We start from the raw sequence: 19159 nt of genomic DNA on the forward strand, positions 1-19159 counted from the left end.
CCCGCGCGAGGCAAGCTCGCTCACTACAGAAGTAAGCGGGATGCCGCTGAACTTCATACAAGCCTTAAACAGGTCATCGCGCCAAGCCCGAGCAAACAAATCACCCCGACCCCATACGACTTCAAGGCCAGTTAAAGGTCATGGCGTATCAAGACAACCAAAGGCAGGCGATGGGTTTGAGTTAGTAAGGCGCTTTTGTGGTGAGCGGGCTTGCCCCGCGCGAGGCAAGCTCGCTCACTACAGAAGTAAGCGGGATGCCGCTGAACTTCATACAAGCCTTAAACAGGTCATCGCGCCAAGCCCGAGCAAACAAATCACCCCGACCCCATACGACTTCAAGGCCAGTTAAAGGTCATGGCGTATCAAGACAACCAAAGGCAGGCGATGGGTTTGAGTTAGTAAGGCGCTTTTGTGGTGAGCGGGCTTGCCCCGCGCGAGGCAAGCTCGCTCACTACAGAAGTAAGCGGGAGGCCGCTGAACTTCATACAAGCCTTAAACAGGTCATAGCGCCAAGCCCGAGCAAGCAGATCACCCCGACCCCATACGACTTCAAGGCCAGTTGCAGGTGACGGCGTATCAAGACAACCAAAGGCAGGCGATGGGTTTGAGTCAGTAGGCGCTATTGTGGTGAGCGGGCTTGCCCCGCGCGAGGCAAGCTCGCTCACTACAGAAGTGAGCGGGATGCCGCTGAATTTCAGACAAGCCTGCAACAAGTCATCGCGCCAAGCCCGAGCAAACAGATCACCCCGACCCCATACGACTTCAAGGCCAGTTACAGGTCACGGCGTATCAAGACAACCAAAGGCAGGCGATGGGTTTGAGTCCGTGAGGCGCTTTTTGTGGTGAGCGGGCTTGCCCCGCGCGAGGCAAGCTCGCTCACTACAGAAGTGAGCGGGAGGCCGCTGAATTTCAGACAAGCCTGCAACAAGTCATCGCGCCAAGCCCGAGCAAACAGATCACCCCGACCCCATACGACTTCAAGGCCAGTTACAGGTCACGGCGTATCAAGACAACCAAAGGCAGGCGATGGGTTTGAGTCCGTGAGGCGCTTTTTGTGGTGAGCGGGCTTGCCCCGCGCGAGGCAAGCTCGCTCACTACAGAAGTGAGCGGGAGGCCGCTGAATTTCAGACAAGCCTGCAACAAGTCATCGCGCCAAGCCCGAGCAAACAGATCACCCCGACCCCATACGACTTCAAGGCCAGTTACAGGTCACGGCGTATCAAGACAACCAAAGGCAGGCGATGGGTTTGAGTCCGTGAGGCGCTTTTTGTGGTGAGCGGGCTTGCCCCGCGCGAGGCAAGCTCGCTCACTACAGAAGTGAGCGGGAGGCCGCTGAATTTCAGACAAGCCTGCAACAAGTCATCGCGCCAAGCCCGAGCAAACAGATCACCCCGACCCCATACGACTTCAAGGCCAGTTAAAGGTCATGGCGTATCAAGACAACCAAAGGCAGGCGATGGGTTTGAGTTAGTAAGGCGCTTTTGTGGTGAGCGGGCTTGCCCCGCGCGAGGCGAGCTCGCTCACTACAGACGTAAGCGGGATGCCGCTGAACTTCATACAAGCCTTAAACAGGTCATAGCGCCAAGCCCGAGCAAACAGATCACCCCGACCCCATACGCCAGCGTTCGCCAAGGTTGCCAACCCGCCAGATACGTCACCGTATGCGCCAGACGGGCCAAGGTAAAACCGCCAAACAACCACGCACTCGCCACAGCGGGCGCCTCCAGCGCAACACACAGCCCTCCCAGCACAAAAAACATGGGGATGTTTTCCAGATCATTGGCCCACGCTCTGCTCGCTCGGCCAACCGGTGGCAGCTCTATCGAATGCCTGGCGCGCTTAAAGAAAGCCGCATCTTCAGCGTTGGTGAATGCCAGGCCTCGAATGCGGAAATACCCTTGGTAGCAGGAAACCGCAAACATCTTCAGGCATAGCACCAGTACACACAGGGCATAGACTGTCAGGAGGTCATTCATCCCTGACTCCCTGCACCACGATATAGAGCAGCGGCCCCACTGACACAAACACCGCCGTCAATAAAAAGTACGGCATCACCGAACGCACTGACCGCCCTCGCCCGCGCGCATCCCGATACATCCATATACACGCCAATACCGCCATCAGGTAAAGGTCGATCACCACTTGCGCGGTGTCCGGTCGAGACATCAGCTCGCGCCCAAAGGCCAGCAGCGATTGCTCGGCAGTCAGCATCGTAACCAGGGTGTATAGCGAAAAACCGAGCAAGCCGGCCAGGGCAATATAAGGTCTGTGCATGGTGTCGTCCTTGGGGTGATGGAGGCCCACCTTAGTGATAAGGTTTGGCCCCTCGCAATGACCTCGGAGGTCATGAACACGTCATGGAAAACCCTGCTAGCGCCGGTGAACACCTGCGCCAACTGCGCCGACAGGCCAAGTTGAGCCAACTGGACCTCGCCCTGATCACCGGGATTTCTCAGCGTCATCTCAGTTGCCTCGAAACCGGTCGCGCCACACCTAGTCCGGGGACACTGCACAACCTGTTGACGGCACTGGAGACCCCACTGGAGCAATCCAACCGCGTGTTCCTCGCCGCCGGTTACGCCCCGCGCTACACCGCGACCCCGCTTGCCTCACCGGCCATGGCCGCGGTTCGCGAAGCGGTCAACCATGTGCTGCACGCCAACAACCCCGCGCCTGCGATTCTGCTGGGCAGCGAGTGGCAAGTGCTGGCGGCGAATGTCAGTACCGGGCTGTTGTTTGAACGGGTGGGCATCAAAGCAGATGCAGCCGATGGCTTGAACCTGCTGACCACCCTGCTGCAAACCGGTGGCCTGGGCGACCACCTGATCAACGCCGAAGAGATCCGCACCCTGGCCTGGCAACGGGCAACCCGCGAGGCGCTGGGCAATCCGGCATTGGCTGCCCTGCTGGCGAGTTTGCCAGCGCCAACTCACACCCAATTACCCACCGAAATGCCGCCGCTGGTGCTCACGCGCATCCGCTCACTCGAAGGCGAGCTGAACTTTCTGTCGACCTTCACCACGTTCGGCATGCCCCAGGACATCACCCTCACCTCGCTGCGCATCGAGCATCTGATTCCGGCTGACGAGGCGACCTGGCAGGTGATGCGCGCTGCCTTCGCGGACTATTCGGCGCTGGTTTTGTGAAATATCTGTACGTAGACTGCGGCCATACCTCCATCTGAAGGCGGCGAAGAAAACGTCATGCAAGTTACCGAAGTCTCCATTGCCCAATTGCGCGCGGCGCTTGAATCCGGCCAGACCACTGCCGTTGAATTGGTCCAAGCTTACCTCGCACGGATCGACGCGTACGACGGCCCGCAGACCGCCACCGCGCTTAACGCTGTGGTGGTGCGCAACCCACACGCGCTCAAAGAGGCCGAGGCGTCCGATGCACGCCGGGCCAAGGGCGAAACGCTTGGGCCATTGGATGGCATTCCCTACACCGCCAAGGACAGTTACCTGGTCAAAGGCCTGACTGCGGCCTCCGGCAGCCCGGCATTTGCCAAACTGACCGCCCAGCGCGACGCGTTCACCATCGAACGCCTGCGCGCCGGTGGCGCCATTTGCCTGGGCAAGACCAATATGCCGCCGATGGCCAATGGCGGCATGCAGCGTGGCGTATATGGCCGCGCCGAAAGCCCCTATAACGCTGACTACCTCACCGCACCGTTCGCCTCCGGCTCGTCCAACGGCGCGGGTACTGCAACCGCCGCCAGTTTCGCGGCATTCGGCCTTGCAGAAGAAACCTGGTCCAGCGGACGCGGTCCGGCGTCCAACAATGGCCTGTGCGCTTACACCCCCTCCCGTGGGGTGATTTCGGTGCGTGGCAACTGGCCGCTGACGCCAACCATGGACGTGGTGGTGCCATACGCCCGCACCATGGCCGACCTGCTGGAAGTCCTCGATGTGGTGGTCGCTGAAGACCCCGACACCCGTGGCGACCTGTGGCGCCTGCAACCCTGGGTGCCGATCCCCAGCGTCGCCTCGGTGCGCCCGGCGTCTTACGCTGAACTGGCTGCGACGGCTGAATCCCTCGCGGGCAAACGCCTGGGTGTACCGCGCATGTACATCAATGCCGACCCCGACGCCGGCACCAGCGAAAAACCCGGCATCGGCGGCCCGACCGGGCAACAGATCAACACCCGCGCCAGCGTGATCGACCTGTGGAAAGACGCCCGCAAGGCGCTGGAAGCGGCTGGCGCCGAAGTCATCGAAGTGGATTTCCCCCTTGTGTCCAACTGCGAAGGCGATCGCCCCGGCGCGCCGACGGTGTTCACCCGAGGTTTGGTGTCCAAGGAATTCCTGCACGACGAGTTATGGGAACTGTCCGCCTGGGCTTTCGATGATTTCCTGCGCGCCAACAACGACCCAGCCCTCAACCGCCTGGCGGATGTGGACGGCCCGAAAATCTTCCCCCACGACCCCGGCACCCTGCCCAACCGTGAAGACGACCTCGCCGCCGGCATGGACGAATACGTGCGTATGGCCCAGCGCGGCATCACGCCCTGGAATGAAATCAGCACCGTGCCCGATGGCCTGCGCGGCCTGGAGCAAACCCGGCGGATCGACCTGGAAGACTGGATGGAAACACTCGGCCTCGACGCCGTGCTGTTCCCCACCGTCGCCGACGTGGGCCCGGCGGATGCCGATGTAAACGAAGCCAGCGCCGATATCGCCTGGAGCAATGGTATCTGGGTGGCCAACGGCAACCTCGCCATCCGCCACCTGGGCGTGCCAACCGTCACCGTGCCGATGGGCGTGATGGCGGACATCGGCATGCCGGTAGGGCTGACATTTGCCGGGCGCGCTTATGATGACTCGGCATTGCTGCGGTTGGCGGCGGCGTATGAAGCGACCGGCAGCAAGCGATTGATCCCCCCGCGCACCCCGCCACTGATCACAAACTAACGATTTACCCTGTGGGAGGGGGCTTGCTCCCGATGGCGGTGTATCAGGCAAAGCTGTTCCAACTGAACCACCGCCATCGGGAGCAAGCCCCCTCCCACATTTTGATCCTCATCGTTTCAGTACCGGCTTTGTCTTCACGACAAATGCCGGCAGCACAAAGCGGCACCTGGCAGCGATTTGGGGGTGAGGGCAAACCACAGGCCGGACGCCAGGTGAATGCCGTAGTTGATCAGTACAACCAGTCCCTGGGTGATCATGGGCGGTTGTCATGGTTCAGGCGCTGCCATTCATCCACCACGTCGCCCAGGGTCTTGGGGATATCGTTGCGAATCCAGGCCATGAAGGGACGATCGAACTTGAAGGTCGGCCCGCAGTGCTCACGCATGAAGCGCCGCACGTTCTGGGTGTTTTTGTAGTGTGCGGTCACCGGGGTGGCGCGGGTGATGGGGTCGCTGTGCCAGTCAAAATCCATTTTGTCACTCGGGCAGGTGTTGGGTCGGCGTTAGCATAGCGATGTGCCAGCCACCCAGGAAGTGCCAAAACCTGCCGCGTACGAGCACCCCGCGTGTTGGGACATCGTATAAGGCGCTAAAACCTAAAAATACCAATCTTGTCAGGGTATTTCAAAATTTTACTTTCCTTAGACCCGGCAAATATTGCATGGTTGTACGACGACTATAGCTGTCGTGCACACCCCAACAACAATAAGGAAACACCCATGCAAAACGTCAAAGTGCTGATCGGTTTTCTGTGCCTGTTCAGCGGCTACGTGGCCGCTGCCCCCGCCGACAACGACGTAGCCCAAGCGGTCGATCACCTGACCCAAGCCATGCTGCACAAAGACATCAAGCAGCTCCAGGCCCTCACCGCCGAGCAACTCACCTACGGCCACTCCAGCGGCAAAATTCAGAACAAACAGGAATTCATCGCCGATATCGAGACCGGTCGCAGCGGCTTCAAGACTCTGGAAATGCAAAAACAAACCATCACTCTGCAAGGCGACACGGCACTGGTGCGCAACCACTTTCACGCACAGGCGGTGAACAGTGGCGTCGAAGTGCCTACCGACATCGAAAACTTCCAGGTCTGGCAAAAGCAGAAAGGCCACTGGCTGCTGATCGGTCGCCAGGCCTTTAAATTCTGATGGCTAGCGGTGGCTCACCACGCCACCACGTTGCGCACCTTGAGCAACGCCTCGCGCAGCGACGGCATGTCCACCGACCCCAACGCCAGGCGTAGCGCATGGGGCACCTGGGCCGAAACGGCAAAGGGCTCAGCGGTGGACACGGAAACGCCCTCGCGCTGCAAGGCCATGGCGACTTGATCGGCGCGGGCATCTTCCGCCAGGGGCAGCCACAAAAAATACGATGACGGGTGGCCGGTGTGGGCCACCCCCTTCAACACCTGCGCAGCCAAGGCTTGCCGAGCCCGGGCATCCTGGCGCTTTTGTGCTTCCAAGTGGGCAACGGTGCCATCCTCGATCCAGGCCACGGCAATCGCGCTCATCACCCCGGGCACGTTCCAGGTGGTCGCCATGATGGTGCGCTCCAACGCCTTCATCCACGCAACAGGCGCCGCGACAAATCCCACGCGCAGCCCTGTGGCGACACTCTTCGACAACCCACCCACATACACCGTACGTTCCGGTGCCAGGCTCGCCAGGGGCGGTGGCGCGTCCTCAACTAAAAACGCGTAGGCCGCGTCTTCAATGATCATCAGGTTGTGCTGGCGGGCGATGGCGACCAGCTGCTCGCGCTGCGCCATGCCCATCACCCAGCCCAGCGGATTGTGCAGGGTCGGCATGCTGTACACCGCGCGAACCGGACGCTTGCGACACACGCTATGCAGATATTCCAGGTCCGGGCCGCTGGCGGTGACGGGAATCGCGACGATTTCCAGATGCAGGGTCTCTGCCAACACCTTGAACCCCGAATAGGTCAACGCGTCCACCGCGATCACATCCCCCGGTTTGAGCAACGCCATCATCGCCACCGCCAACCCATGTTGGGCGCCGCTGACCACCAACACCTGCTCGGCCTGCACTGTCAGCCCTCGGCTCAGCAGGTGGCGGGCAATGGTGGCGCGCTCATGCAGGCGACCGGCGTGGGGCTGATAACGCAGCAGCGCTTCGAGGTCACCGGACAGCGCCAATTGGCGCAACGCAGTGCGCAGCAAGTCCGCCTGACCCGGCAACGAGGGGTAATTGAAGTTGAGGTCGAGCATGCCCGCCGCAATGGTCATCTGCCCACTGCCCTGCCCTGGCGGCAACGCAATCTCGCGCACGAAGGTGCCGCGCCCGGTTTCTCCGCTGACCAGACCCATGGCCTCCAGCTCGGCGTACACCCGACTGGCGGTGACCAGCGCCAAGCCATGATCCGCGGCCAATTGGCGATGGGTAGGCAATCGCATGCCGGGGGGCAGTTTCCCGCTGCGAATGTCTTCGGCAAAGGTGTCGACCAGTGACTTGTAACGGGCGCGGGACATTGGCGATGTATCCATGACAATTTTTTGATTGTCTTGATTCTCGATCCTAGGATGGGCACCACGCAACTCTTCTTTTTCGGGACAGCCCCCATGGAACGTACGTCTCCCCTCAACGCCCTGGACAACAGCACTCAGGGTTGGATCAATGGCTTTATCGGCGTGGTGATTTTCAGCGGCTCACTGCCCGCTACGCGCTTGGCGGTCATGGAATTCGATCCGGTGTTTCTGACGATGATTCGCGCCGCCATCGCTGCCGCATTGGGGCTGCTTCTGCTGTGGCTGTTCAAGGAAAAACGCCCCGCGCGCACTCAATGGGTGCCCCTGCTGATCGTCTCCCTCGGCGTGGTGATCGGCTTCCCCCTGCTCACCGCGCTGGCCCTGCAATACGTAACCTCCGCCCATTCCATTGTGTTTATCGGCCTGCTCCCCCTGGCCACGGCGGTGTTTGGCGTACTGCGCGGCGGCGAGCGGCCGCGACCGGTGTTCTGGGTGTTTTCGATTCTGGGCAGTGCCCTGGTGATGGGTTATGCCTTCGCCCAGGGCGTGAGCGCCGCACCGGCCGGCGATTTGCTGATGCTCCTGGCGGTGTTGGTGTGCGGCTTGGGCTATGCCGAGGGCGCGAAACTGTCGCGCAGCCTGGGCGGCTGGCAGGTGATCTGCTGGGCGCTGGTGGTGTCGCTGCCAGTGGTGCTGCCGTTAGGCCTGCTCCTTGCTCCGCCAAGCTTTGCCGGCATCAGCCTGACAGCCTGGCTGAGCCTGGGCTATGTGGCGCTGTTCAGCATGTTGATCGGCTTTGTGTTCTGGTATCGCGGCCTGGCTCAAGGTGGCATCGCGGCCGTCGGCCAGTTGCAGTTGCTGCAACCGTTCTTCGGCCTGGCGCTGGCAGCGGGCCTGCTGCATGAACAGGTCAGTCTCGGCATGGTGCTGGTGACGGTGGCGGTGATCGCCTGCGTGGCCGGTGCGAAGAAGTTCGCCCGCTAGCGCTGCGGTGCGACCATCTTGAATTTGATATGGATGTCGTTGGAAACCACGCTGTTGCCGGCCCATTCACCCTCACCGATCTTGAAATCGCCGCGATTGAGGATGAATTCGCCGTCGAACACGCCAATGCCATCCAGCTCCTTGAGCACCACCTTTACATCAACCGGGCGTGTGGTGCCCTTGATGGTCAGGTTGCCGCTGATCCTGAAGCGGTTATCCCCCAGCGCCTTGACCCCAGTGGATTCATACACCCCGACCGGATAGGTCGCGGTGTCAAACCAGGACGCGCGTTGCAGGGTGTCATTGGCATCGTCACTGCCGGCGCTGATGCTGGTGAGCTGGATCTTGAGCAGCGCGTGTCCCGCCTCCGGCGCCTGCGTATCAAAGGCCAAGGTGCCCTCGAATTCCTTGAACGTCCCATACATCCGCTGCCCCAGTTGTTCGTAGGTGAAACTGATCTGGCTGGCAGTGTGATTGACGTCCTTGTACTCCACCGCCTGGGCGCTGGCGATAAAGCCCAGGACAAGCGCAACCGGCAAAAATCCACGTTTCATGCACCACTCCGCAAAGTCTGGATGTATTCCCATCACGCGTTTGTCCTGCTAAACAGAATAGTCGCCCACAACAATAAGGACGTTGCATGCAAGCGCTACAAGACATCACCGCCCCGGAAGGCATCTGCTACGGCTGCGGGGGCAGCAACCCTCACGGGCTGCACATCAAGAGCCGCTGGGACGCAGACGGCATCCATTTGATCGCCCAACACGCGCCAGAAGCTCACTTCACTGGCTGGCCGGACCTGGTCTACGGCGGCCTGATCGCCATGCTGGTGGACTGCCATTCCAACTGGACCGCCATGGCCTACCACTACCGCACCGAGCAACGCGAACCCGGCAGCCTGCCACGCATCGACTGCGTGACCGGCAACCTCGGCATCAAATTCATCAAGCCCACGCCCATGGGTGTCACCCTCACCTTGCGCGCCAGGGTCGAAGGCGATGTGGAGCGCAAAACCCGCGTGGTCTGCGAGGTATACGCCGGCGACGTGCTCACGGCAATCGGCGACTCGGTGTTCGTGCGCGTCGACACCGGGCAACTGGCCGCTGCCGCCCATGGCCGCGAGGACTGAAGCTGGTCTACATTGACTGTCACCGCTAATCGAGGATTGCACCGATGACTCGTCTCACCGCGAAAGACTTTGCCCCCGAACTGCTGGAACTCTACGACGGCTACGCCCACGGCAAGATCAACCGCCGTGAGTTTCTCGACCGCGCTGCGCTGTTCACTTTTGGCGGCCTGACCGCTTCCGCTCTGCTCGCCTCCCTGAGCCCTAACTACGCCCTGGCCGAGCAAGTGAAATTCACCGACCCGGACATCGTCGCCGACTACGTCACCTACCCTTCACCCAAGGGCAACGGCACGGTACGCGGCTACCTGGTACGCCCGGCCAAGGCTGCGGGCAAGTTGCCGGCGGTGGTGGTGGTCCACGAAAACCGCGGCCTGAACCCGTATATCGAAGACGTCGCCCGACGCCTGGCCAAAGCCGGCTTCATCGCCCTGGCCCCGGACGGTCTGACCTCGGTCGGCGGCTACCCCGGCAATGACGAAAAAGGCGTAGCGCTGCAACAGACCGTCGACCCGACCAAACTGATGAACGACTTCTTCGCCGCCATCGAATGGCTGATGCACCACGACAGCAGCACCGGAAAAGTCGGCATCACCGGCTTCTGCTACGGCGGTGGCGTGACCAACGCAGCAGCGGTGGCCTACCCCGAACTGGGCGCAGCCGTCTCCTTCTACGGCCGCCAACCGGAAGCCAAGGACGTACCGCGGATCAAGGCGCCGATCATGCTGCACTTCGGCGAGCTGGATACACGTATCAACGAAGGCTGGCCGCCCTACGAGGCAGCCTTGAAAGCGGCCGGCACAACCTATGAAGCGTTCATCTACAAGGGCGCCAATCACGGCTTCCACAATGACTCGACGCCACGTTATGACGAAGCAGCCGCCAACCTGGCATGGGAAAGAACACTGGGGTGGTTCAACAAATACCTGGCATGACTGGCGCTGCTCTGGCTGTTGCTCCTGCTTTGGATCTTGATCCAAAGCGCCCCGTCAAACGCGCTGGCCGAACGCAGGCTTGAATCCGTGGGCAACCCGGCAGGACGCCGGGTTAGCCGCACTGGGCCATAGATCCAAGCCGGAGTGAGGGCATGCCGATTCCAGACGAAGCACCGAGTGTTGGGGCGAAGGCCTTTTGGTTACTTCTGGCTGGGCCGGCATTCCGGCCTTTCCGAAAGTGCCCCGCTGTAAGCGCGGAGCCCTAAGCCGCCGTTACCGCAGAGATGGCTATGTACCCCAACCAACATATGAGTCGACTGTCAGGCCGCCATCGGGAGCAAGCCCCCTCCCACATTTGGATAGGGGACCATCAGTCAAATGGCGTAACCCTGGCCGCCGTTGACGCAGAAACAGACATCTACCAGCTCTCCTACGCAAAACCCATCATCCCCCTCGACATCAATGCTCCAAAGCATACCGCCGGCAATGATCCAAATACCCCTGCTCATGACTCCCCACCAGCTGCACCACGCTGGTCCACAACCACGAAGGCGCATCCAACTCCCTTGACCGGTTTTCCTGCAAAACCGCCATCCAATCCTTACGAGTCGCCCGATCCATCTGCCGGGCATGAGCAACGCCAACCACCCGAGCCAAATAACCCGCAGCGTGCATCGCGTCGGTCTCACTCAACTCATCCAACTCCAACTTCATGTCCTGAGGCAGCAGTTCGCGAATAAAAAACCCGTGATCCAGAAACCGCGTCGCCACCATCCGCTCTCCAAGGCCCGGCGACAACTGACGCGCAGCTTCCACAACCCGGCGGGCGTTGTCCCTCGGCATCTTCGCCCGTGCGGCCCGGGGCGCAGCGGCGCCGACCGCCTCCTTGATATCGATCAGGCAATACGCCTGATCATCCTTATCACCAACACCGAGCAAGGCCGCGTAGCGCAACAAGCCAAGGGAGCTGCAGCCCTTGACCCAATAAGCGCAATCCAAAAGTTCGACCTTGGCATCCTTGGGCCGGCCTTTGAGCGAAGTAACCAACTGGTGGATCTCGTCCGACGCGCAGACGACTTTCAGCGCACTTTTTTCGGCCCGCGACAACGGCCAGAAATGCTTGCCTAACGGGATGGTCGGCCGGGCGCTTTCGATGCGCTCACGGGCCAAGTGCTTCCAGGTACGCGCCACGGCGTTGCGCATCCCCGCCTTGACCTGGGACGGGCGTGGCGGCGTTTCATCGGGCTTGTCTTTGAAGGCTTGTTCGTAGCCCACCATCATTTCTTCAAGCATGCGTGCGGTGGTTACCCCCGGCAGGTCCGAGCCTCGCGCGGCGGTCGCCAGGGACAAGGCCAGGCGCACCAGGTCGTGGGCCGGGTTGCCAATCACTGCCTGGTCCAGGTCGCGGATATGCATATCGATGCGCCCCTTGGTATCGCCGGTGGGGCCAAGGTTGCCAGCGTGGCAGTCGCCGCAGATCCAGATCGCTGGCCCGCGGGGCAAACGGCGTCCAGGCAAGCTGTGCAGCCACTCGTAGAATTGAACAGTACTGCCGCGCACATAAGCGTGAGCCGAGCGCGCCATCTTGAGGTTTCGCAGTTGGGTCAGGTGGGGCATGCGAGCGGAGGGGCGCGGTGTTTTCATGGAATAACTCAGTACAGGTGTAGCGGTAGAGCGGTGCGCCTCGGAGAATGTTTCATTATGTTTCTAAAAAAATTATCACGTTGGCCTTCTCCCGTTATACCCAGGCAAGAGACTTCATCGTTTGCCCAGAGCAGGCGAACTGCCTATATTTGCCTCCCCCGCGAGGGTTTTTTTTAATCGATCACTTTCATGGAAACACTCTCATGCCCCTATCTATGTTCTCAGGCATGCGCAATCTCACGGCGGCAGCCGCTCTTTTCGCTACCGGCCACTGCCTGGCCGCGACCGATCTGCAGGCGGTGGTGGACGCGAGTGTCAAGCCGCTGATGCAGCAACAGGCCATTGCCGGTCTTGTGGTCGGCGTGGTTCAGGACGGCAAAGCGCACTATTTCAACTACGGCGTCGCCTCCCAGGAGACGGGGCAGCCCGTCAGCGAGAACACCCTGTTCGAAGTCGGGTCGGTGAGCAAAACCTTCACCGCCACCCTCGCCGGTTATGCGGCGGCCACCGGCAAACTCAAGCTTTCGGCCCCGGCCAGCGACTACCTGCCAGCCTTGGGTGGCGGCAAGTTTGATCACATCAGCATTCTTAACCTCGGCACCTACACCGCCGGCGGCCTGCCTCTGCAATTTCCACCGGAGGCTGACAACAATCAGCACATGATCAGCTACTTCCAGCAGTGGAAACCCGACTTCGCCCCAGGCACCCAGCGTTTGTATTCCAACCCTAGCCTGGGCCTGTTCGGCTACCTGACGGCGCAGAGCCTCAAGCAACCGTTCGATCAGGCGATGGAAAAAACCCTGCTGCCCAAACTTGGGCTCAAGCACACCTTCGTCAAGGTGCCGCCGAGTCAGATGAGCCTCTACGCACAAGGCTACGGCAAGGATGGCAAACCGGTGCGCGTCGGCCCCGGCGCCATGGACAGTGAGGCTTACGGCATCAAGACCAGCGCCTCGGACTTGCTGCGTTATGTGCAAGCCAACATGAACCCGGCGAAGCTGGAAAGCGCCGTGCAACGCGCGGTCAGCATCACTCATACCGGCTACTACACCGTCGACGGCATGACCCAAGGGCTGGGCTGGGAAATGTATCCTTATCCCATCACGCTCGATGCGTTGACTGACGGCAACTCCACACCAATGGCCATGGAACCGCACAAGGTGAACTGGCTAACCCCTGCCCAGACGCCCCACGCCAACACGCTGGTGAACAAGACCGGCTCCACCAATGGTTTTGGCGCCTATGTGGCCTACGTGCCGAGCAAGGGATTAGGCGTGGTGATTCTGGCGAACAAGAACTACCCGAATGCAGAGCGGGTGAAAGCCGCCCATGCAGTGTTGAGTGCGCTGGACCATTAAAGCCGGACACGAGCCCACCCTGTGATGAAGGGCTTGCTCAGCCACAGCAAGCCCTCCACCACATTTGACCTTCATCGTGTTCATAAACGTTATTCAGCATTCGCCCACGTCATCCGAAACGACGCCCCGCCCCGCTCCGAATCCTGCACATGCACCTGCCCGCCATGCCATTGGGACACTCGCTGCACCAGCGCCAGGCCCAGGCCGAAGCCGCCGGTACGGCGATCACGGCTGGCATCCAGGCGCATAAAAGGTTGGAAGATCTTCGCCCGGCTCTCCTCGGGTACACCCGGGCCGTCGTCACATACCCGCACTTCATAACCATTGCCGAATTTGATCAGTGAAATGTCCACACGGTGCTCGGCGTAACGGATGGCATTGCGCAGCAGGTTGATCACCGCTCGCGCCATGAAACGCGGCTCGATCTGGATCACGTCCACTTCGCAGGTGCGCAACGACAGGTGTATGCCCGCCGCCTCCGCCTCCAGGGCCACGCTACCGATCACGCTGTCGAGCCAGCTATGGGCTTCGATGCGCTCGCGAGTGACCTGGGTCGCGCCGCGTTCCAGGCTGGCGTAGGTCAGCAGTTCGGAGACCATTTCCTCCAGCTCGCCCAGGTCGGCGTACATATCGGCGATCAATTCGCTGCGCTGACGCGGGTCGGCCTGCTGCTTGAGTTGGTCGAGCTCAAACGACAATCGTGCTATTGGCGTACGCAGCTCATGGGACACCGCATTGGTGAGTTCGCGCTGGTTGGCGATCAGGCTCTCGATACGCTCGGCCATCTGATTGAAGTGCCCGGCCAGTTCGCGCACGGTGGAGCGGCGCGGCAGCAGGATGCGCGAGCCGAGGTCGTTGTCGCCAAAACGTTGTGCGGCCAGACGGATGTGCTCCAAGTCACGCCAATGCGGACGCACCCAGAAATACAGCACTACCGCCAGGCACAGACCCAGCAGGCTGTAGGCCCACAGGTATAGCCATTTCGGCTCTGCCGGCAGTTTGATTTCGAGCAGTTGTGGACCGCTGTCGACCGAGGCGATGAACTCCATGAAATCGCCACGCACTACCAAGTGGCCGGCCGCCAACAATTGTTGTTCACGGGGGGTCAGGGCCAATTCATCACGCTGGACCAGTTTCAGCAGCAAACCATAATGTGGCTGCAATTGGGCCAGCCGCGCCGGACGCGCATCGGCCGGCAACGGGCGCAACTGCTCCACCAGACCGTACGCCGGGCCACGCATGGCTTCGCGATTATAGGTTTCGTTGGCTTCGGGCAGCAGTTCATCAAAGGTGTAGTTGACCAGCCAAATCGCCCCCGCCAACCCCAGCGCGAGGATGATGTACAGGCGCATGTATAAGCGCAGCATCTAGACCTCCCAAGCAAACGGATTGAACAGATACCCCTTGCCCCAGATCGTCTTGATACACACCGGCTCACGTGGGTTGTCATTGAGTTTGCCGCGCAGTTTGCTGATGTAGACGTCGACGCTGCGGTTAAGGCCGTCGAACGCGATGCCGCGCATGCGGTTGAGAATGTCATCGCGAGAAAGAATGGTGCCGGCGTTGCTGGCCAGCAACCACAGCAATTCGAACTCCATGGTGGTGAGGTCGATCTTTTCGTCCCCCAGGCTGACGACCCGGCAACTGCGGTCGATGGCCAACCGACCGAACGCCAGCGCCCCGCGTACAGTAGGCTCCGGCAATTGGCGGCGTTGCAGCGCACGCAGGCGCGCCAGCAGCACCGGCGGTTTGATCGGTTTGATCACGTAGTCGTCGGCGCCGGATTCCAGGCCGAGGATATGGTCCAGGTCATCCTCCTTGGCGGTGAGGATCACGATGGGAGTGTCGGACACACTGCGAATCTCGCGGCACACCTGTAGGCCGCTCTGGCCCGGCAGCATCAGGTCGAGTACGACCATTTTCGGTTTGAACGCCAAGAACGCCGCCAGGGCTTCATCACCTCGGTGTACCACGCGAGGCTCGAAGCCATGTTGTGATAAAAAATGCGCGATCAGCCCCGCCAGCTTCTCGTCGTCCTCAACAAGCAGAACCTTACCCTGACCCAGGTTTTCCATACGTTCTCAGTGCGCGCACGCGGATTGAAGAGGCGGCATTATAGGTGGCAAGCTGGGCAACTGAAGCAGATAGCCAACGGGCGTCCCTGAAGCTTCATGTTTTTAAGAGTTTTTTACAAATAGCCTGCATTCTTTAACGCCAACCACAGGGAGTTGTATGCGTAAGGATTACCTGGCGTTCTTTGTTTCGCTGTTCCTGTCGCGTCTGGCGGATCAGATCCTGTTGTTTATCGTGCCGCTGATCGTATTTCAAACCACCCAAAGTGCGTCGTGGGCAGGCCTGGCCTTTTTTATCGAGTCGCTGCCACGCTTCCTGGCCTTCCCGGTGTCCGGCGCCGTGTGCGACAAGTATTCGCCCGTGCGTATCCTGCATATCAGCCAGGTCTACCGGGCGCTGGCCTGTGTGGTGGCTGTGGCGCTTTACGGGATGTTCGACGGTATCTACTGGCTGGTGCTGCTGTCCGCGCTATGTGGGGTGCTGACCACCCAAGGCATCATGGCCCGGGAGGTGCTGATGCCGCATATCTTTGCGCAATACAGCTATGCCAAGACGTTGTCCTACTCCCAGATCGCCGACCAATCCGGCCTGGTACTGGGGCCGTTGTTGGCCGCGCTGATGCTGGAGGTGTGGGCCTGGCATTGGGTAGTGCTGGGGGTTGCAGGGCTGTTCGTGTTGGCAGACCTGGCGATGCGCGCGTGGCAACGTAACACCTCAGTCAACCCGCAGCCCCATCAGCAGCACCGTGATATCTGGCTGCAACCGCTGCGCATCGCCGTCGCGCATATCCGCAACCTGCCGGGGTTGAAACGCCTGATTGCGCTGACGGTGGGCGTGAACCTGCTCATTGGCGCCACCCTGGCTACTTCCGCCGCCATGGTCACTGGCGATTTCAACGCCGACAAGGATGCCTACGCGCTGCTGCAAGCGGCAGGTGCGCTGGTGACTATCGTGATTCTGTTTTACCTGTCGCGCACGACCTTGCCGTTAAAACGCCTCGGCGGCGTGTCTTACGGACTGATCACTGTGGGCGCGCTGATCATGGCGGTCAGCCCCAACCTGTGGGTCTACAGTCTTGGCTTCCTGCTGGTTATAGGCTTCGACAAGATGTACAGCGTGTATATGCGCAGCGTTCGCCAGCAGGTCATCCCGGTAGAGGACTTTGGCAAGACCGTCGGCATGATCACCCTACTCAATAACCTGCCACAGCCCCTGGCCGGCCTGGTGATTGCCGTGCTGGCAGCGCCCTTGGGCACGCAAACGGTGATCCTGCTGCTGACCGGGATCACCGCACTGATCGGCGTGGCCGTCGCCTCAGGCCGGCACACCACTGTGAAAGCGAAACTCGACGTCAGGTGACTCGATCAATTCCTGCTCGGCCGCCCTCACCCGCTCGATTACCTGAGCGATATCCTTTGCATCGCCATACTGGTAGGCCAGCTTCAGGTAACCCTGGAAATGCCTCGCTTCGCTTTTCAGCAGGCCGAAGTAGAACTTGCTGAGTTCTTCGTCCAAATGCGGCACCAACGCTTCGAAACGCTCGCAACTGCGCGCCTCGATAAACGCCCCGACTACCAACGTATCCACCAATTTCACTGGCTCATGGTTGCGCACGACTTTGCGCAAGCCCGAGGCATAACGGCTGGCGTGCAACTGGCGCAGTTCAATCTTGCGCTTTTTCATCAGGCGCATGACCTGTTCGTGGTGCACCAGTTCTTCGCGGGCCAGGCGCGACATCATGTTAATCAGGTCGACATGGCCGTGATACTTGGCGATCAGGCTCAAGGCGGTGCTCGCGGCCTTGAATTCGCAGTTCTTGTGGTCGATCAGCAGCGTTTCCTGATCGGCCAACGCGGCCTGGACCCAGGCGTCGGGGGTGCGGCAACCGAGGAATTCGTGGATTTCTGGCAGGTTCATCGGGCTCACGGGCAAAAGGATCACAAAAGGCCGGCGATTATACCGACCACGCCGCAGACCACCAGCCACCGGCCTTGATGTGCATCAACATGACGGCTGCCGGGCAGCAACTATAGTTATTCCACGCCCACTCTTTTGGAGATCCCGACCATGCAAGCCATCCGCAGTATCCTGGTGGTCATCGAGCCCGAGCATTCGGAAAGCCTGGCCCTCAAGCGCGCCAAGCTGATCGCCGAGGTAACCGGCGCGCACCTGCACTTGCTGGTCTGCGATAAAAACCATGAGCATTCGGCGCTGTTGAGCCTGCTCAAGGCCGGATTGCAGGAGGATGGCTACAGCGTGACCACCGAACAGGCGTGGAATGCCAGCCTGCATGAAACCATCATTGATGTGCAGCAGGCTGAGGGCTGCGGTTTGGTGATCAAGCAACATTTTCCCGACAGCCCGCTGAAGAAGGCGCTGCTGACACCGGCGGACTGGAAGCTGCTGCGCTTTTGCCCGACACCGGTGTTGCTGGTCAAGACGTCCACGCCATGGGCTGGCGGGGTGATCCTGGCAGCAATTGATGTGGGCAATACCGACAGCGAGCACCGTTCGCTGCACAATTCGATCATTGATCATGGCTTCGACATCGCCAGCCTCGCCAAGGCGCAGTTGCATGTGATCAGCGCCCATCCGTCGCCGATGCTGTCAGCGGCGGACCCGACGTTCCAACTCAAGGAAACCATCGAAGCGCGCTACCGCGAGCAGTGCCAGGCGTTCCAGGCTGAGTTCGACGTGGATGACGCGCACCTGCATATAGAGGAAGGCCCGGCGGATGTGCTGATTCCCTTCGCGGCGCACAAGTGGCAGGCAGCAGTGACCATCATCGGTACCGTAGCGCGCACCGGAATTTCCGGTGCACTGATCGGCAACACGGCGGAGGTGGTGCTGGATGCTGTGGAAAGTGATGTGTTGGTGCTCAAGCCGCAGACATTGATGGATCACCTGGAAGAGCTGGTCACCAAACCCTGACGCCTATCCTCCAGATAACCGACGTCCAATGTGGGGGGCGGCTTGCCCCCTCCCACATTCCGATTTTTGCCGTCAGGTAGAGAGCGCATCCCTGAGGAACCCTGGGGCGATATAGCGCTGGTAGTGGGCCTCGGACAGGATAAAGAACTCACGGTCGATGGCATCGCGCAGTTCCGGCAACGCCCAATCACGAAACTCCGGCAACAGCACCATGCCGTACGCCTCCAGGTTATTGATGACCCGCGCCCCGCGCGCAATCAACTGGTATGCCCAGCAGTACTCGGATTGGTGCGGCACGAAGCGGATCTTGCGCTGCTCCAACTGACCGCGCAGGGTCTTGGGGTCGAAAATCTCCAGTTTGCCGGCCATCACCTGCACCAGCAGTTGCTCCAGGCGCAGCCATACCGCACGTTTTTCTTCTTCGCTATAGCCATTCCACAGGATTACTTCGTGGTGGAAGCGCTTGCAGCCACGGCACACCAGATCGCCGTAAACCGTGGAGCACAGGCCGACGCAGGGGGTCTTGATGGTTTGGTTGGACATGGGCAACGACACGCAAATCAGCGAAACAGTGCGCCATGTTAGCCCTTTGTCTAAGGTTGATCACCCAGCAAACTTGCCATGGCAACTTACCTTTAGAAATTTTTTGCCGTAGAATCATCCGGCCTTGTAAGGCGCCAATAATCCGCTGGAAGCTGTTTTCAAAGCGTCACGAGC

The 19159-nt window shown here is 60.5% G+C and carries 20 protein-coding genes; 9 read left to right on the forward strand and 11 right to left on the reverse strand.

Going from position 1 to position 19159, the window contains the following annotated elements:
- Positions 1-1553 precede the first annotated feature (1553 nt).
- Both BW43_RS13390 and BW43_RS13385 read right to left on the reverse strand, forming a co-directional pair.
- A complete protein-coding gene (locus BW43_RS13390; protein ID WP_032887164.1) occupies positions 1554-1976 on the reverse strand; it encodes an MAPEG family protein in 423 nt (140 codons plus the stop codon).
- Positions 1969-2274: a DUF2834 domain-containing protein gene (locus BW43_RS13385; RefSeq protein WP_032887165.1), complete on the reverse strand. Its 306-nt coding sequence runs from the start codon at positions 2272-2274 to the stop codon at positions 1969-1971. Before BW43_RS13385 ends, BW43_RS13390 begins: the two co-directional genes overlap by 8 nt.
- A gap of 83 nt (positions 2275-2357) precedes the next feature.
- Between BW43_RS13385 and BW43_RS13380 the strand changes: the two genes are divergently transcribed.
- Both BW43_RS13380 and BW43_RS13375 read left to right on the forward strand, forming a co-directional pair.
- Positions 2358-3146, forward strand: coding sequence for a helix-turn-helix domain-containing protein (locus BW43_RS13380; RefSeq protein WP_032887167.1), 789 nt, complete (start codon positions 2358-2360; stop codon positions 3144-3146).
- Between the two features lie 57 nt (positions 3147-3203).
- On the forward strand, positions 3204-4910 hold the full coding sequence (locus BW43_RS13375; RefSeq protein ID WP_032887168.1) for an amidase: 1707 nt from the start codon (positions 3204-3206) through the stop codon (positions 4908-4910).
- Positions 4911-5044: 134 nt separating this feature from the next.
- On the opposite strand, the gene BW43_RS28805 is transcribed toward BW43_RS13375, so the two are convergent.
- Both BW43_RS28805 and BW43_RS13370 read right to left on the reverse strand, forming a co-directional pair.
- Positions 5045-5167, reverse strand: a complete 123-nt coding sequence (locus BW43_RS28805) for a hypothetical protein (protein ID WP_256226401.1) — start codon at positions 5165-5167, stop codon at positions 5045-5047.
- Positions 5164-5382, reverse strand: a complete 219-nt coding sequence (locus BW43_RS13370; RefSeq protein WP_032887169.1) for a DUF6434 domain-containing protein — start codon at positions 5380-5382, stop codon at positions 5164-5166. Before BW43_RS13370 ends, BW43_RS28805 begins: the two co-directional genes overlap by 4 nt.
- A gap of 246 nt (positions 5383-5628) precedes the next feature.
- Here BW43_RS13370 and BW43_RS13365 point away from each other — a divergent pair, with 246 nt between their 5' ends.
- On the forward strand, positions 5629-6054 hold the full coding sequence (locus tag BW43_RS13365; protein ID WP_032887170.1) for a nuclear transport factor 2 family protein: 426 nt from the start codon (positions 5629-5631) through the stop codon (positions 6052-6054).
- Positions 6055-6068: 14 nt separating this feature from the next.
- Here BW43_RS13365 and BW43_RS13360 read toward each other — a convergent pair whose 3' ends face one another.
- The gene (locus BW43_RS13360) at positions 6069-7394 is read right to left on the reverse strand and encodes a PLP-dependent aminotransferase family protein (protein ID WP_032887171.1); all 1326 of its coding nucleotides are present in this window, start codon (positions 7392-7394) and stop codon (positions 6069-6071) included.
- 90 nt (positions 7395-7484) lie between these two features.
- Here BW43_RS13360 and BW43_RS13355 point away from each other — a divergent pair, with 90 nt between their 5' ends.
- Positions 7485-8375, forward strand: a complete 891-nt coding sequence (locus tag BW43_RS13355) for a DMT family transporter (protein ID WP_032887172.1) — start codon at positions 7485-7487, stop codon at positions 8373-8375.
- Here BW43_RS13355 and BW43_RS13350 read toward each other — a convergent pair.
- On the reverse strand, positions 8372-8929 hold the full coding sequence (locus BW43_RS13350; RefSeq protein ID WP_032887173.1) for a YceI family protein: 558 nt from the start codon (positions 8927-8929) through the stop codon (positions 8372-8374). The two genes, BW43_RS13355 and BW43_RS13350, sit on opposite strands and share 4 nt — an antisense overlap.
- An 86-nt stretch (positions 8930-9015) precedes the next feature.
- Here BW43_RS13350 and BW43_RS13345 point away from each other — a divergent pair, with 86 nt between their 5' ends.
- Both BW43_RS13345 and yghX read left to right on the forward strand, forming a co-directional pair.
- Positions 9016-9504 (forward strand): PaaI family thioesterase, encoded by a 489-nt coding sequence (locus tag BW43_RS13345; protein WP_032887175.1) that lies wholly within the window; start codon positions 9016-9018, stop codon positions 9502-9504.
- 44 nt (positions 9505-9548) lie between these two features.
- Entirely contained in the window at positions 9549-10436 is an 888-nt protein-coding gene (gene yghX, locus BW43_RS13340; protein WP_032887176.1) for a YghX family hydrolase, read from the forward strand.
- A 459-nt stretch (positions 10437-10895) separates the two neighbouring features.
- Here the strand turns inward: yghX and BW43_RS13335 are convergent, their stop codons facing one another.
- Entirely contained in the window at positions 10896-12080 is a 1185-nt protein-coding gene (locus BW43_RS13335; protein WP_032887177.1) for a DUF2252 family protein, read from the reverse strand.
- 203 nt (positions 12081-12283) lie between these two features.
- Here BW43_RS13335 and ampC point away from each other — a divergent pair, with 203 nt between their 5' ends.
- Positions 12284-13438, forward strand: coding sequence for a class C beta-lactamase (gene ampC, locus BW43_RS13330; protein WP_032887178.1), 1155 nt, complete (start codon positions 12284-12286; stop codon positions 13436-13438).
- A gap of 89 nt (positions 13439-13527) precedes the next feature.
- Here the strand turns inward: ampC and BW43_RS13325 are convergent, their stop codons facing one another.
- On the reverse strand, positions 13528-14805 hold the full coding sequence (locus BW43_RS13325; protein WP_032887179.1) for an ATP-binding protein: 1278 nt from the start codon (positions 14803-14805) through the stop codon (positions 13528-13530).
- Positions 14806-15513 (reverse strand): winged helix-turn-helix domain-containing protein, encoded by a 708-nt coding sequence (locus BW43_RS13320; protein WP_032887180.1) that lies wholly within the window; start codon positions 15511-15513, stop codon positions 14806-14808.
- Positions 15514-15670: 157 nt separating this feature from the next.
- Here BW43_RS13320 and BW43_RS13315 point away from each other — a divergent pair, with 157 nt between their 5' ends.
- A complete protein-coding gene (locus tag BW43_RS13315; protein WP_032887181.1) occupies positions 15671-16870 on the forward strand; it encodes an MFS transporter in 1200 nt (399 codons plus the stop codon).
- Here BW43_RS13315 and BW43_RS13310 read toward each other — a convergent pair.
- The gene (locus BW43_RS13310) at positions 16826-17428 is read right to left on the reverse strand and encodes a tRNA-(ms[2]io[6]A)-hydroxylase (protein WP_032887182.1); all 603 of its coding nucleotides are present in this window, start codon (positions 17426-17428) and stop codon (positions 16826-16828) included. The two genes, BW43_RS13315 and BW43_RS13310, sit on opposite strands and share 45 nt — an antisense overlap.
- 150 nt (positions 17429-17578) lie before the next feature.
- On the opposite strand from BW43_RS13310, the gene BW43_RS13305 reads away from it, so the two are divergent.
- Positions 17579-18442 (forward strand): universal stress protein, encoded by an 864-nt coding sequence (locus BW43_RS13305; protein ID WP_032887183.1) that lies wholly within the window; start codon positions 17579-17581, stop codon positions 18440-18442.
- A gap of 72 nt (positions 18443-18514) precedes the next feature.
- On the opposite strand, the gene BW43_RS13300 is transcribed toward BW43_RS13305, so the two are convergent.
- Complete coding sequence (locus BW43_RS13300; RefSeq protein WP_032887184.1) at positions 18515-18985, reverse strand: DUF1289 domain-containing protein; 471 nt, start codon at positions 18983-18985, stop codon at positions 18515-18517.
- Positions 18986-19159 lie beyond the last annotated feature (174 nt).

Source organism: Pseudomonas sp. RIT357 (genome assembly GCF_000632245.1).
Taxonomy (GTDB): Bacteria; Pseudomonadota; Gammaproteobacteria; order Pseudomonadales; family Pseudomonadaceae; genus Aquipseudomonas; species Aquipseudomonas sivasensis.

Bases quoted from the DNA above. Each gene is read 5' to 3' on its own strand.
- BW43_RS13360 (WP_032887171.1), bottom strand. From the start codon at position 7,394: ATGTCCCGCGCCCGTTACAAGTCACTGGTCGACACCTTTGCCGAAGAC.
- BW43_RS13350 (WP_032887173.1), bottom strand. From the start codon at position 8,929: ATGAAACGTGGATTTTTGCCGGTTGCGCTTGTCCTGGGCTTTATCGCC.
- BW43_RS13365 (WP_032887170.1), top strand. From the start codon at position 5,629: ATGCAAAACGTCAAAGTGCTGATCGGTTTTCTGTGCCTGTTCAGCGGC.
- BW43_RS13300 (WP_032887184.1), bottom strand. From the start codon at position 18,985: ATGTCCAACCAAACCATCAAGACCCCCTGCGTCGGCCTGTGCTCCACG.
- BW43_RS13375 (WP_032887168.1), top strand. From the start codon at position 3,204: ATGCAAGTTACCGAAGTCTCCATTGCCCAATTGCGCGCGGCGCTTGAA.
- BW43_RS13385 (WP_032887165.1), bottom strand. From the start codon at position 2,274: ATGCACAGACCTTATATTGCCCTGGCCGGCTTGCTCGGTTTTTCGCTA.
- BW43_RS13355 (WP_032887172.1), top strand. From the start codon at position 7,485: ATGGAACGTACGTCTCCCCTCAACGCCCTGGACAACAGCACTCAGGGT.
- BW43_RS13335 (WP_032887177.1), bottom strand. From the start codon at position 12,080: ATGAAAACACCGCGCCCCTCCGCTCGCATGCCCCACCTGACCCAACTG.
- yghX (WP_032887176.1), top strand. From the start codon at position 9,549: ATGACTCGTCTCACCGCGAAAGACTTTGCCCCCGAACTGCTGGAACTC.
- BW43_RS13345 (WP_032887175.1), top strand. From the start codon at position 9,016: ATGCAAGCGCTACAAGACATCACCGCCCCGGAAGGCATCTGCTACGGC.
- BW43_RS13380 (WP_032887167.1), top strand. From the start codon at position 2,358: ATGGAAAACCCTGCTAGCGCCGGTGAACACCTGCGCCAACTGCGCCGA.
- BW43_RS13305 (WP_032887183.1), top strand. From the start codon at position 17,579: ATGCAAGCCATCCGCAGTATCCTGGTGGTCATCGAGCCCGAGCATTCG.
- BW43_RS13320 (WP_032887180.1), bottom strand. From the start codon at position 15,513: ATGGAAAACCTGGGTCAGGGTAAGGTTCTGCTTGTTGAGGACGACGAG.
- BW43_RS13310 (WP_032887182.1), bottom strand. From the start codon at position 17,428: ATGAACCTGCCAGAAATCCACGAATTCCTCGGTTGCCGCACCCCCGAC.
- BW43_RS13315 (WP_032887181.1), top strand. From the start codon at position 15,671: ATGCGTAAGGATTACCTGGCGTTCTTTGTTTCGCTGTTCCTGTCGCGT.
- BW43_RS28805 (WP_256226401.1), bottom strand. From the start codon at position 5,167: ATGATCACCCAGGGACTGGTTGTACTGATCAACTACGGCATTCACCTG.
- ampC (WP_032887178.1), top strand. From the start codon at position 12,284: ATGCCCCTATCTATGTTCTCAGGCATGCGCAATCTCACGGCGGCAGCC.
- BW43_RS13370 (WP_032887169.1), bottom strand. From the start codon at position 5,382: ATGGATTTTGACTGGCACAGCGACCCCATCACCCGCGCCACCCCGGTG.
- BW43_RS13390 (WP_032887164.1), bottom strand. From the start codon at position 1,976: ATGAATGACCTCCTGACAGTCTATGCCCTGTGTGTACTGGTGCTATGC.
- BW43_RS13325 (WP_032887179.1), bottom strand. From the start codon at position 14,805: ATGCTGCGCTTATACATGCGCCTGTACATCATCCTCGCGCTGGGGTTG.